The 13630-nt window shown below is 40.4% G+C and carries 10 protein-coding genes; 3 read left to right on the top strand and 7 right to left on the bottom strand.

Going from position 1 to position 13630, the window contains the following annotated elements:
• Nucleotides 1-107: 107 nt before the first annotated feature.
• Together QZ562_RS15085 and QZ562_RS15080 are read right to left on the bottom strand one after the other, a co-directional pair.
• A complete protein-coding gene (locus QZ562_RS15085) occupies nt 108-1211 on the bottom strand; it encodes a hypothetical protein (RefSeq protein ID WP_293761768.1) in 1104 nt (367 codons plus the stop codon).
• 72 nt (nt 1212-1283) lie between these two features.
• On the bottom strand, nt 1284-1559 hold the full coding sequence (locus QZ562_RS15080; RefSeq protein ID WP_293761766.1) for a TIGR03643 family protein: 276 nt from the start codon (nt 1557-1559) through the stop codon (nt 1284-1286).
• A gap of 117 nt (nt 1560-1676) precedes the next feature.
• Between QZ562_RS15080 and QZ562_RS15075 the strand changes: the two genes are divergently transcribed.
• From QZ562_RS15075 to QZ562_RS15065, 3 genes are read left to right on the top strand one after another with little or no spacing between them, the layout of a single operon-like run.
• Nucleotides 1677-3131: a deoxyribodipyrimidine photo-lyase gene (locus QZ562_RS15075; protein ID WP_293761764.1), complete on the top strand. Its 1455-nt coding sequence runs from the start codon at nt 1677-1679 to the stop codon at nt 3129-3131.
• 2 nt (nt 3132-3133) lie between these two features.
• The gene (locus tag QZ562_RS15070) at nt 3134-4672 is read left to right on the top strand and encodes a cryptochrome/photolyase family protein (RefSeq protein ID WP_293761762.1); all 1539 of its coding nucleotides are present in this window, start codon (nt 3134-3136) and stop codon (nt 4670-4672) included.
• Complete coding sequence (locus tag QZ562_RS15065) at nt 4659-4805, top strand: DUF2256 domain-containing protein (RefSeq protein ID WP_293761760.1); 147 nt, start codon at nt 4659-4661, stop codon at nt 4803-4805. The genes QZ562_RS15070 and QZ562_RS15065 overlap by 14 nt, the downstream gene beginning before the upstream one ends.
• A 374-nt stretch (nt 4806-5179) precedes the next feature.
• Here the strand turns inward: QZ562_RS15065 and QZ562_RS15060 are convergent, their stop codons facing one another.
• The 5 genes from QZ562_RS15060 to QZ562_RS15040 form a co-directional block, all read right to left on the bottom strand.
• A complete protein-coding gene (locus QZ562_RS15060; protein WP_293761758.1) occupies nt 5180-8284 on the bottom strand; it encodes an efflux RND transporter permease subunit in 3105 nt (1034 codons plus the stop codon).
• Nucleotides 8284-9372 carry an efflux RND transporter periplasmic adaptor subunit gene (locus tag QZ562_RS15055; protein WP_293761756.1) on the bottom strand — a complete coding sequence of 363 codons (1089 nt, stop codon included), beginning with the start codon at nt 9370-9372 and terminating at the stop codon, nt 8284-8286. The genes QZ562_RS15060 and QZ562_RS15055 overlap by 1 nt, the downstream gene beginning before the upstream one ends.
• 542 nt (nt 9373-9914) lie before the next feature.
• Nucleotides 9915-10628: a hypothetical protein gene (locus QZ562_RS15050; protein WP_293761754.1), complete on the bottom strand. Its 714-nt coding sequence runs from the start codon at nt 10626-10628 to the stop codon at nt 9915-9917.
• 74 nt (nt 10629-10702) lie between these two features.
• Nucleotides 10703-12214 (bottom strand): deoxyribodipyrimidine photo-lyase, encoded by a 1512-nt coding sequence (locus QZ562_RS15045; RefSeq protein WP_293761752.1) that lies wholly within the window; start codon nt 12212-12214, stop codon nt 10703-10705.
• Nucleotides 12201-13469 carry a DASH family cryptochrome gene (locus QZ562_RS15040; protein ID WP_293761750.1) on the bottom strand — a complete coding sequence of 423 codons (1269 nt, stop codon included), beginning with the start codon at nt 13467-13469 and terminating at the stop codon, nt 12201-12203. Before QZ562_RS15040 ends, QZ562_RS15045 begins: the two co-directional genes overlap by 14 nt.
• Nucleotides 13470-13630 lie beyond the last annotated feature (161 nt).

Here is a 13630-nt window from a genome sequence, read left to right as displayed (position 1 = left end):
GTTAACAGCGGTGGCTTATCTAATGTTATTAATTTTTGTTTTAGCAAAAGGTGCTTTCCTAATCTCTTTTAACTGTTTTATCATTTTATCTACTAATGATAAAACTTTTATGACTTTAACGTTATAACTGAACGTTGGTATTTGCTTAGCATCATTTCTTTAATCTTTGCGCCCAAATCAATCGCATTAATATTGGGAATGTCTTGGCAATAAAAATCTATTTTGTTTACCAACCAGTTATCGTTTTTAAATAAAGATAGCGCACCTAGTTTTTCTTGCCCATCTTGTTTATTTATTTGATCATATAAAGACCCGGGTAACGCTTTATCTTCGAATATTGGAGGTAAATTTTGATTTTGCCATTTACCGATACCCTCAAGAACGTTTATAAGAATAAACACCATATTCAAATAAGGATCATAGTTTTTACTCGTTGCACCAATTCTATGTTCTACCCTTGCAGTTTTTCGCCAATCACCTACATAATTCAATACTGAATTATCGGAAGCAAAAAATAAGGGTTCTAAACCCATCGCCTGATTGTGTTTACCTATTTCTTTATATAAAGCGATGCTGCCTTGATGCCCGCCAGATAAAATAACCGGAGAACTAAGCTCTGCGTCCAAGCCATAATCATTACGTAATGCTAATCGTCTGAAAGCATCTTCTTCAGGTAAAAATAGGAGGCAGCAAGCATAACTATTCACTAATAACTCATATTGGATCCATTCACCAAGACCTTCTTGAGCGAATAGGTTTTCATCATGTTTATTTTTAACACTGACATTCATTTGTATAGCGTTGGGTATATGCACAGAACGAGTATCTAGCGAGAATATTGCACCGGAACCATGAACGTACCTGCCTTTGTCCGCACCCCAAGAAACAGGCTCCATCATTACTTTACTGGCGCCATGTTGACACATAATTGCTGGTAGTAGCTGCATCGCTCGTGCTAAGTTTTGCGCTTCTTTTAATGGCGACTGGCCATTAAATAAAGATACAAATTCCCATTGATTTTTCCAATACTCAGATTTCAATTCACCATCAATATCCAGCTTAATAAGCTGTTGATTAACCCCTGCATAATCAAGGTTCTTAAAGTTGGCACGCAATTCAAACACTCCTTCCAGTTCGAAGTGTACTAACGTTTTGAACCCTTTTTCTCTAAGAACATTCAATAAATGCTGGATAACATTACGTATTAACATGAGGGATTTAATAAATGAATTTTATTGGAAGGAGTTGTATCAAATGTATAGTGCAAACCATAACTATCAATATTATTTACCACGACTGTGTTTGTATTGCGTTTTACAATAACCTCGTAAAATGCCTTCTGGGCGTAATCCAAGATGTTTAGTTTGTCTGCCACGCATTCTCTTTCGCCATACTTTAAATGACCCTGACTTGAGTTCACTGCGCATAATGTCAATTAATTGATTAGAATTAACACCAAACAAACCTTCTATGGCCTCAAAGGGGGTTCTGTCTTCCCAAGCCATTTCTATAATGCGCGACTTTTCTTCAGTATTAAAATTGTATTGATTCCTTTTCATATTTTGCGTACGGATAAAGAAGCCATCTAGTTCACTTATTCTTAATAAAAAAGAATTATTATACGATCTAGAATTGTTTAATATCAGTATAAATTAACTATATTTTCAACACTTGGAGTGTCCGTTATCCCCCCTTCAACTTTAGTTTGGTTTCGCCAAGATTTACGCTTACGAGATAACCCGGCATTAACTTACGCTAGTGAACGCGGGTCTGTAATCCCGCTATATATCTTTGACACTGATTGCCCAGAACATTTTGTACCCGGTGGCGCGAGTAAATGGTGGTTACACAACTCTCTTAACTCGCTTAATAACTCACTGAATAAACAACTTCACTGCTTAAAAGGTGTTGCTAGCAAAATTCTCATTGACTTTATACATCAACATGACATTAAAACAGTGGTTTGGAATCGATGTTATGAACCATGGCAAATAAAACGAGACACTCAACTTAAACAAATTTTGACTGAGTCAGGCATAACTGTTCAAAGCTTTAATAGCCATTTATTGTGGGAACCATGGCAGGTATTAAAAAAAGACGGCACACCTTACAAAGTATTCACCCCTTATTACAGGCGTGGCTGCTTATCTAAAGCAGCACCGAGAATGCCCGTTGAAGCACCACAAAACTTACAAGTTGAATATATTCCAACATTAGATGGAGGACTAAATTCTCTTGAGTTAATGCCAGAAACTAACTGGCACGATAAAATTGAAACGATGTGGACACCAGGTGAACAAGGTGCAGCAACACACCTCAGTGACTTTTTACCCAGCGGTGCCAAAGAGTACAAAAACAAACGAGATTTTCCAGACTTAGGTGCTACATCCAAATTATCACCTCATTTGCACTTTGGTGAAATATCACCCAATCAAATTTGGTACGCAGCCATAGATGCGTTAAATGGCGATACCGAAGATACAGGCTTAGATTGTTATCTAAGCGAACTCGGCTGGAGAGAATTTTCTCATAGCTTGTTATTTCATTTTCCGCACATCCCACAAAAAAACTTCAGTCCTAAATTTGAATACTTTCCTTGGCGTAGTGATGACGCTGCCCTTGACGCTTGGAAAAATGGTCAAACGGGTATTCCAATTGTGGACGCAGGAATGCGCGAACTTAGGCAAACAGGCACCATGCACAACCGCCTTCGCATGGTGGTAGGTTCGTTCTTAGTTAAAAACTTATTAATAAATTGGCGAGAAGGGGAACGCTGGTTCTGGGACTGTTTGTTAGATGCAGACTTAGCCGCCAATAGCGCAAGTTGGCAATGGATAGCGGGCACTGGGGCTGACGCGGCACCTTATTTTAGAATTTTTAACCCTGTTACTCAGGGACAACGATTTGATGTCAAAGGGGATTACGTTAAGCGTTACTGTCCAGAACTGAGTAAATTACCAGACAAATATATCCACAACCCGTGGGACGCCCCGAACAATATCTTAGATTATGCAGGTGTTAAACTAGGTGAGAACTACCCTAAGCCTTTGGTCGATTTAAAGGTCTCACGGCAACGTGCTCTCGATGCTCTAGCTCAATCAAAACAACAACCGGATGAAGTGCCAATTTAACTATGACAATACTTAGATTAATTTTAGCAGACCAACTGAGCCATTCGTTAGCCAGCTTGCAAGATTGTGACTTGGACAACGATTGGGTGTTAATAGCCGAAGTCCGCGAGGAAGCCAGTTACGTCAAACATCACAAGAAGAAAATTGCTTTTTTATTTTCAGCTATGCGCCATTTTGCTGAAGAGTTAAAAAGCCAGGGCCATAATCTTCACTACACCCTTTACAACGACGAAGACAACCAAGGCAGTTTATTTGGTGAAGTTGAGCGAGTCTGTAAACAAAAAAACATCGATAAGGTCGTACTCACGTATCCGGGGGAATATCGCGTATTAACGGATATGCAAAGCTGGCAAAAAAAGTTAAAAATTCCAGTCGAAATTCGCCAAGATGATCGTTTTTTATCAAGCCTTGATGAATTTTCCACCTGGGCAAACGAGCGAAAACAGCTACGTATGGAGTTTTTCTATCGCGAAATGCGTAAGAAATGGCATTTTTTAATGGATGGTGACAAACCAGTTGGCGATAAGTGGAATTTTGACAGCTCAAACCGTAAGGCTTTGCCCAAAGGAATGTCTCCACCGCAACCTTCAAAATTTGAACCTGACGCCATTACTCAAGACGTACTAGCATTAGTAGCTGAAAATTTTAGTGAGCACTTCGGGGAATTAGAAAACTTTCACTTCGCCGCCACCCGAGATCAGGCTTTAGTTGTTTTGAATGAGTTTGTCGCTCAACGTTTAATTCATTTTGGTGACTATCAAGACGCAATGGTGCAAGGTGAACCTTGGATGTATCACTCGCACATCGGTTTTTATCTAAACTGCGGCTTGTTAACTCCAAAAGAAGTGATTGAACAAGCAGAAAACGCTTATCGAAATGGTGATGCGCCTCTTAACGCAGTTGAAGGGTTTATCCGCCAAGTATTAGGTTGGCGCGAGTATGTACGTGGGTTATATTGGTTAAAAATGCCTGACTATAAAAGTGAAAACTTTTTAGAAGCCACTCGTTCACTACCCAAGTTCTACTGGGATGCAAACACTAAAATGAATTGCCTTCATCAATGTGTTAAAGAAACGTCAGAAAATGCTTACGCGCACCATATTCAACGATTAATGGTACTTGGGAATTTTGCTTTGTTAGCCGGTTTACATCCTGATGAAGTCAATGAATGGTTCTTAATTGTTTATGCCGATGCCTATGAATGGGTAGAACTGCCTAATGTCTCAGGTATGATCCTCTTTGCAGATGGGGGCTTATTGGCTAGCAAACCCTACGCGGCCAGCGGCAGTTATATCAATAAAATGTCTAACTACTGTAAAGGTTGCCATTATAAGGTTAAAGAGAAAAACGGCCCACAAGCCTGTCCATTTAATTATTTATACTGGGACTTTTTGGATAGAAACCAAGAAAAGTTAGGCAAGAATCCACGTTTGGGGATGCCTTATCGTACCTTAAGCAAAATGAGTGATGAAAAACGTCAAGCGATACAGTCTGATGGCCAAATATTTTTCAAGGCTCTAGAAAATAATGAAGAAGTCTGAACTGCCCAGCAAAGTCTGCCCTGTGTGTAACCGCCCCTTTAATTGGCGCAAAAAGTGGGAGAGATGCTGGAATGAAGTCAAATATTGTTCAAAACGCTGCAGCCATGAACGAAATGCAACATCTGCAGGTTAGATGTGTAATACAACAATTTCATATTAATGCTATGAAATAATTTGTCAGGGCGGCAAATCATATATAAACATAAATCTAATGATACGTGGCTGATGCTTACTTATTTTCTGTACAACTCATTGGTACAGCCTAATTTTTAAAATCGGTTAAACAATTCGTATAGAGTCTGTAATTAGTCACTCTCATTAGACCTTCGAAAACACCCAATAGTCATACTAAAATGCTAAGCGTAAAGTAAACCACATTGAAACATGACGATGTATCGGGTCTAAAATCTCTCACGTCATTGACAAATTAGCCATTCATTATTTTAAAGCTTCAGCCAAATAGGACCACCGACTTAGGATTAGTCCTCATTGTTTCTATAATTGTTTCTATAATTGTTTTTGTGCCGCTTCCAGCTCCAGATTCAAGCGATTTTCTTCATCAGCCTTAGGCTTGGTAAAACGCGCAAATGCGTAATACAACACGGGTGTTAAAAATAGGGTAAAGCCCACTGCTAAACCTAGCCCGCCAAACACGACCCAGCCTATGGCATTTCGTGCCTCTGCACCCGCTCCAGTTGAAAGGATGAGAGGCAAGCCACCTAATATAGTAGATACCAATGTCATCATTATTGGGCGCAATCTCACTTTGCCAGCTTCAATGATGGCGTCTTTGACTTCCATGCCAGAGTCACGTAACTGATTAGCAAACTCCACCAGCAAAATTGAATTTTTGGCTAATAGACCTATCAACATCACCAAACCGATTTGTGAATAAATATTGATCGAGGTACCAGTAAAATATAGGGCATAGATAGCGGCAGCGATACCAAAAGGAACAGTCAGCATCACTACAAAAGCACTGTTAAAACTTTCAAACTGCGCAGCCAAAACCAGCAATACGATTAAGAATGCTAATAAGTAAGTCAGCATGACTTGTTGATTGGTTTCTTGATAAGTAAGCGCTTCACCTAGAAATACTACACCAATGCCAGCAGGCAGAGTTTGATTGGCTAATTCTCTAATTGAGGTAACTGCTTGTTCAATAGTAATCTCAGCAGGTAAATCCATTTCTAGCTCTATTGCACGGCGCTGTGCGTGCCGTTCTAGTTCCGCTGCCACGCCTTCTTCAGTCACAAAAGCCACACTTGAAAGTGGCACTAAACCGCCGTTGGTAGAGCTAACATATAAATTAAGGATACTAGCAGGGTCTAATGAATTTCGATTACTGGCCTGCAATATGATGGGCACAGCCTGATCGCCTACATTTAGATCTACAATATCGTCGCCGTTAATTGCTGCACGTAAAGTGCGTGATACGTCTTCAAGAGCCACACCCAATTCTTGTGCTCGGCGTCTATCGATGCTGACTCTTAGTTGCGGTTGAGTCGGCTCATAAGAAATTTTAACTCTTCCTAATTCTGGAAGGGTATCTTCAATTCTTTTAGAAAAGTCGAGGGCCGCTTGATAGATTTCTAAGTAGTTATCACCGGTTAATGCCATTTCAAAGCCTCCACCAAATCCTCTTAAATTCAAGCTGTTGCTACCAAATGCACGACCGGGTGCACCGGCCACTTGTGATAACATTGGACGCAACTCATCAATAATTTCTTGCTGTGAGCGTTCCCTATCTCCCCAATTAGCTAATGGAACCGTGATAAACAGGATGTTAGGATCCCAACGGCCCACTACGGTATATATAGATTTAATTTCGCCTTGATCAATACTAGGCAATAATAACTCTTCCGTTTTTAGTGCTTGCTTATCCATAAAATTAATACCTGTGCCGTCGGGGCCACGGGCAAATATACGGATCTCACCTCTATCTTCTGGTGGCAGTAACTCGTTGTCCAATTCGTTAAACACGAAATAAGCACCAACACCGATTATCGAACAAAAAATAACAACCGCTACAGAAAACTTTAGAACGAAGTGCAAAGCATGCTCATAGCCATTGACACATAATGAACCAAACTGACTCAGTAACCCTGGTTTTTTCTGTTTTGAGACAACGATAGTAGGAATTTTTGCAGTTAATGCGGGTACTAAGGACAAAGCAACAAAAGATGAAATAATCACACTGCCAGCTAACACCCCCCCAAACTCTCTGAATAACCGTCCTGCAGTAGAAGGTAAAAAAGCAATGGGTACAAATACCGCCACTAATACTGCGGTGGTTGCTACGACTGCAAAGAATACTTCTCGAGTACCTATTACGGCTGCAGCTCTAGCCCCCATTCCCGCAGCTCGGCGCCGCTGAATATTTTCTGAAACCACTATAGCATCATCAACGATTAAGCCTGTGGCTAAAACCAATGCAAGTAAGGTTAGAATATTAATAGAAAACCCAAACATCCAAAGAATGGCCAAAGAACCAATTAAAGAGACGGGGATTGCTAACGCGGGTATTAATGTGGCTCTAAACTTACCAATAAATAACCACAATGTGGCTATTACTAGGCCGATAGTAAACACTAACGATTGCAGGACTTCATCAACCGAATCACGAATAAATTCAGCATCATCTGAGGTAACGGTCATTTCTAAGTCAGGAAAACGTTCGCGTAGGCCGTCTAACATTAATAACACTTCATCTGAAATTTCGATGGTATTAGAGCGTGCTTGTCTAATCACACCTAACCCAATAACAGGCTTACCATCTAAACGCACTATGCTACGCAAATCAGCTGGACCAAAATAAACGCTGGCTACATCGCCAACTTTTACGTCGCTTGAAATCAAAATATCACGTACGTCTTGTTCATTTACAGACGTCGCATCAGCGCGCACTATCAGTTGATGGTCAGTAGAACGGATACTGCCTGCTGGCACATCAAAAGGAGCGGTGCTTAATGCTCTAGCAACATCGGATATAGATAATTGAAAACTGGTCAATCGTAAATTGTCGACACTGACCCTTAAGACACGTTGACGGTCGCCATCAAGTCGCACATCTGCCACACCTGGAACATTTAAAAATAGTGGCGCGAGGTCTGTTTCAACTATGTCAGTAAGAGTTTCTAAATCATATTTTTCACTAGAAATCGCAATGTTGACCACAGCCTGTGCATCATTATCTGCTTTAACAATCGATACCTGTTCAACTTCATCAGGTAATCTTCGTTGAATTCGAGCAACAGACTCACGTGTTTCGTTAGCGGCATCTTCGATATCGATGCCAGGACGAAACTCTACTCGTATGCGGCTGTTACCCTCTTCACTTTGTGCTCGAATAGATTTTACACCGCTTACTCTTGCCACTGCACCTTCTAGACGACTGGTCACTTCAGAGTCGACTGTTTCAGGTGCGGCACCGGGATAGTTAGCAGTAACGGTGATGATAGGCCGGTCAACGTCTGGAAGTTCACGAACCTCAAGGGCATAGAAAGCCGCAATTCCCGCGGTAACAATTAATAAATTCAATACTAAAATAAGTACCGGTCTGCGAATCGATAACGAAGGCAAATCGTCCTTGAAAAGGGTCTTTTTGAACATTAGCCTGCAACCTTTTGTTCAAGTTGTTTTTGACTCAACTTTACTTCACTATTTTGGGCATTTTGAATACTTAACGATTGGCCATCACGTAAACCTTGTATGCCCTCTACAATCAATATTTCTCCATCGACTAAATTGCCAGTTACCAAAATCCGACCTCTTAAACGCTGTGTTATTTGTACGTCGACTCTTTTGGCTTTTTTATCTTCCGCCAACCATACAAATGCACCGTTGGCACCCCAAGATAAAGCAGCTTCTGGGATAGCCACATACATCTCACCGCGTACTTCTAAGGTCACACGAAAGCTCATACCAGGGCGGTACTGATCGTTTTTATTATCCAATAATGCTCTGGCTTTAATAGTTCTGTCTTGAATGTTTACTCTGGAATCAATTTCCACCACCTTTGCGGGCAATGAAGTCATCCTGTCGGTCCAAGGTTGAAGTTGAACAGAAGGTTTGTCGTTCAAATAAGACACCGCTAATTCAGGTGCAACAAAATTCACAAAAAGACTCGTCCTGTCATCTAAGGTGGTTATCTGAGTTTGTGAGGTAATTCGGTCACCTACCTCAACATCAGTTAAACCAACAATGCCGTTAAATGGCGCACGAACAAGCCGGTTTTCTTTATTTTCTTTAGCTTCTAACAATGTAACTGCAGCCAAATTAAATATTGTATTTGCATCATCAAGTTCTCGCTCGGTAACAGCGCCTTGTTTGGAGCTATTTTTGACTCGATTAAGGTTTTTCTTGGCATCTTCTAATTGAATGACTGCGCGCTGCATACTGACATCCTGCAATCTGCTATCTAATTTGAGTAAAACATCCGCTTTTTTAACTTCCTGTCCTGGCAAAAAGTTTAAGGATATTACCTCATCTGAGGCACTGGCAAAAAGTGTCACCGAATGTTTTGCCTGAGCAGTACCGACAGCTTCTACCTTTAAAGTTTCATATTCAAAACTTAGGCTCTCAACCACAACGATACGTGGTCTATCGGCCCCTCGATATTGCGCCGAGGCAGGAAGTGTGAGAAGAAGTATCCAAAAAGATACAAACACACAAATAAAATTAGTCGAACGAGATGGCATATTGGTCGAAGTCCCTATGATTTCTTAAATTCCAAATTTATAGCAGCAAACAACCAGAAATCGATCACTTGCTTAGGCAATTGATTAGAAATAGCCTAGTAAGGTTAAGTTTACATTAAAAAAAAAGATTAGATGTGAACCTATTATTGTATGGTGAAGATTGGATGGTGAAAATTGTATGACGAACAGTAACAGAGTTACAAACGGTGATTCAATGAGTGCATGTTAGATTCAATCTGCTTAGCGGCAAGCTTTATTTATTATTATCGTTATAACAAGTTCGACAGTCTTGAGCGTAGGTATTCGTTTTAATCATTATTTTTTTGTCGAACATGACTATGTCTATATGGCATCATCTTTCAATTATAAACGTATACTTTTAGAAGCGGTCAAGGTTATCTAAACCTATGAAAACTTATCCCAGAAAACGTGACTGTTAGGGTCCTGGCTAGTTAACACATTTGAAGCTAGATATGTTCTTTCTAAACAACATCCCTAATTAAGACAACTCCATATACACCCAATGTGTATCCATCAACGCATTATTCTCCAAGAACATCAGCAATAGTCAGCCACACTTCAGGGTTCACACCCAAGCCCATGTGTGAGCCTGTTACTTCGACGTTATTGGCATGTGGGTTATATGTATCAATAGAAGCCTGCCAACCGACCACACCATCTGATTTGCTATAAATTGAAGTGACAGGTTGAGTTAGTCCAATAGAATTACGTTGATGTACATCTAACTCAAATTTTTCTAAATCAATGTTGTTGCGTTTGGCATATCTTTTACCGACCGAAGTAAATTTGGGACCACCAACAATAGGTGTACCCAGAGTTAATACTTCTTCAACAACATTAGGAAATAAACGTGCTACCTCTCGAGTAAGGACACCGCCAAGACTCCACCCAATTAACGTTAATTTTTTGCCATCTAATTTTTGAGATATTGATTCGACCCGATTCCCTAAGCGCATCATATCAGTGTCGACCTTACCCATATTTCTACCCATTTCAGGGTAATAAACAAAGTAACCAAGATACTGAAGGTAAGTTCCTAACGGCCGCATAGAAAAATCATCTGCCAAATAACCTGGCACTAACATCACCGCTCGTCCATCACCCTTTGACGCTTTACCTAAGGCACTTACGTTCAGAGCAATGGAAGCAAATTCAAATGGTGCTCTGACCTCACGAATAATATCAAATAACGTAGGCTTGGAAAGCTGTGGTGGTAAAGACAAATCAATATTCAATAGGTTTCTCCATATTTAGGCAACATTTACTAACGGCAAAAGGTGACTTTATGAGTGAGACAATGTTAAGTAACTTACATGTTTCTGGGTCGATTTGGCAAGGTATGACGTCTCAATATTCGTCGACCTTCGGACTTTACATCGTCACGTTTTTGGAACGCCCACAACTTATCTCTGGCAGCTTTAGCGCTGCTTTCAAAATCAATAATAGGCAGTGGATAATCGACTCCTATGCGCACATCATACATTTGCTGCTCCATTTGAGTGAGTAGCCAGGGTTGATGAATAACTTCTGTGGGTAGTTCAGTTAATTCTGGACACCACTTTCGAATAAAATCACCTTTGGGATCCTTTTCTTGAGATTGTTTTATCGGGTTGTACAAACGAATTAAATTAATACCTGTGATACCCGCTTGCATATGAAATTGCGGATAATGAATGCCCGGTTCGAAGTCCAAAAATAACTTTGCCAGATGTGTCACACCATTGCGCCAGTCAACATCAAGCTGGTGACACAAAAAACTCACTAGCATCGAGCGCATCCGAAAATTAATGTAGCCAGTTTGATGTAGACAACGCATACAAGCGTCAATTAAAGGAAAACCAGTTTGACCTTGCTTCCACGCCTCTATATTAGTTTTGGCTAGTTCACTTTCATCATATTGATATTTTTCATATGCTCGATTAACAGGGCGAAATTGCATCTCAGCTTCACTCTCAAATTTTTGCACAAAATGGCAATGCCAATGAAGTCTCGAAGTAAATGCAACAAGTGACCTGCGCCAGCCTTTTTTTTGCCAATTGCTTAAGGTGAATTGATAAACCTGCCTAAGGCTAATATTTCCCCAAGCTAAATAAGGGGATAACCTTGAACAAGCCTTACGGCTAGCTGATGGACTAGAAATTGAATAAGCATAATCCTTTCCTCGCTCGGTAAAAAAGTGATGCAATGTATGCCATGCTCGCTTTTCACCACCCGCCTGAAACTGTGGGTTGGGTGTTTGCCATGGTTTTGGAATATCCAGTTGTTGCTGTTGAAAAATGGGGTGTGTAGCTGCGACAAAGTTAATATTTTCTAACGGTCTGTCAAAACATTGATGACGCATACGTTTTTGCCAATTTTTATCCCAGTCATGGCGCTGAGTTAAGCCGCGGATTACTGCCCCGTAGCTAAATTCTGTCCATGGTATAGTTTTAGAATCACACCATAAACGTACTCTTTTATCTCGGTCGAAGGTGCAAGTTAAACCAATTTCTTGATGGCTAAAGATATGTTGAATGTCGGTGTGTTTTTGTAAATTCGAAAAAACCGTTGTGACTTCACCCCACAAGATAAGCAATTGGCTGTTAAACTGACTCAATTGTTGATTGATATCTTGTAGAGACTGCCAAATAAATCGCCAGTGACGGACATCGTAATGAGGGTCATCAATTAAAACCGGTTCTACTACGTAAACTAATAGTACTGGGGTCCCGTCAGCAGAAGCATTAAAGATGGCTTCATGGTCTCTTAGGCGTAGGTCTCGTTTTAACCAAACAAGATTAACGTTATCAAGTAACTCATCGCCATGGCTACTGCTGTTCACTACCTAACCATTTTTTTCTAAACACGGCATCTGGGTCATAAGTGGCCGTCTGTTTAGCTAAATTAAAACGACGGTGTGATTGTGGATCAGCACCAACACCTGCAAGGTATTGCCAATTACCCCAGTTGCTTGCCACATCGTGGTCTATTAATTGCTGTTCAAAATATGCTGCACCATAGCGCCAGTCCAGACCTAACTCATGCACAAAACAACTTGCGACGAGCTGTCTACCCCGATTTGACATATAGCCGGTTTGATTCAGCTGGAGCATGCAGGCATTGACTATTGGGTACTTTGTCCTGCCATCACACCATCGCTTAAACGTGTTTTCATTAAAGTTAGTCGATGGTGTAATTTGTTTAACACCAGAAAATTGAAATAACTTACCTCGATGTTTGGCTAGATACCACTGGTAGTATTCACGCCACAGCAACTCGAAGTAAAGCCAATAAGTAGATTCATTTTCACCACGTTGTGACTCATATTGCTTGATAGTATGGTAGACCGTTCTGGCTGACAAGGAACCATTAGCTAGCCACATTGACAATTTACTGGAGCTGTCCCAATCATCGAGTGCATTTCTAGTTTGCTTGTATTGTTTGATTAAGTCAGTACCAAATAGATATTTATTTAGTTGTTCATTACCGGCAACTTCTCCTCCTCTTACCCTTCCTGAAAACGACAATTCTTCTGGCGCTTGGGGCATGGGTTCTATTGCATGTGGTAATTCCAAAAGTGCGGCAATTGGTGGATCAATTGAAATATTTTCAACCCTTTTCCTAAAAGGTGTAAATGTTTCTGGAAGATTTCCGAGCTCAAATGGTAAGTCGCTTTCATTAAAAAGGTTGTGACTGATATCAGTAATATATTGAACATGAGGACAAGATGCTTGGATTGCATCCAATGATTTTGTCTCGTAAATACCTGGGTGTTCCTCGACTCCCATGTGTGTAATGCTGTAGTTTTCAATCAAATCCACGATGCTTTGATGAGCGGGTGCATCGACGAACAATAAATACTGCTTTTTTTTCCTTAATGCGATATCTAATTCAACTGCACTTTCTTGCTCAAATTTATGTTTGAACCGCCCAGTTTCTCCTTCAGAAAAGCTGCTTCTGAATTCTTTTTCCTGACCTTTTACATAAACACAGATAAGCCGGTCGACTTCTGAGCAAAGTTTATTGAAGGTTCGGTTATCAGTTAGACGTAAATCATGTCTGAACCAATATAAGCCTATTGATAATTTCGATTTCATGAATGTTAAACGCGTTCCAAGCACAATCAGATCAATTGATATGTGGATTAATATTAAGGTAGGTTTGTATTGATCCACGGTGCTAAGCAAAGGTTATGAACTTGAATACTTAAAGCCTTTTTTTCTGGCCTAGGCTGTATTCTTATCAGCAACAACATTAT

Source organism: uncultured Paraglaciecola sp. (genome assembly GCF_913058035.1).
Taxonomy (GTDB): Bacteria; Pseudomonadota; Gammaproteobacteria; order Enterobacterales; family Alteromonadaceae; genus Paraglaciecola.
Note: the sequence above shows the minus strand (reverse complement) of the source record. Positions and strands in the feature narration are given on the sequence as shown.

What these genes read in the sequence shown, in the direction of transcription:
- QZ562_RS15085 (WP_293761768.1), bottom strand. Translation starts at nt 1,211, where the DNA reads ATGTTAATACGTAATGTTATCCAGCATTTATTGAATGTTCTTAGAGAA.
- QZ562_RS15080 (WP_293761766.1), bottom strand. Translation starts at nt 1,559, where the DNA reads ATGAAAAGGAATCAATACAATTTTAATACTGAAGAAAAGTCGCGCATT.
- QZ562_RS15070 (WP_293761762.1), top strand. Translation starts at nt 3,134, where the DNA reads ATGACAATACTTAGATTAATTTTAGCAGACCAACTGAGCCATTCGTTA.
- QZ562_RS15065 (WP_293761760.1), top strand. Translation starts at nt 4,659, where the DNA reads ATGAAGAAGTCTGAACTGCCCAGCAAAGTCTGCCCTGTGTGTAACCGC.
- QZ562_RS15060 (WP_293761758.1), bottom strand. Translation starts at nt 8,284, where the DNA reads ATGTTCAAAAAGACCCTTTTCAAGGACGATTTGCCTTCGTTATCGATT.
- QZ562_RS15055 (WP_293761756.1), bottom strand. Translation starts at nt 9,372, where the DNA reads ATGCCATCTCGTTCGACTAATTTTATTTGTGTGTTTGTATCTTTTTGG.
- QZ562_RS15040 (WP_293761750.1), bottom strand. Translation starts at nt 13,469, where the DNA reads ATGAAATCGAAATTATCAATAGGCTTATATTGGTTCAGACATGATTTA.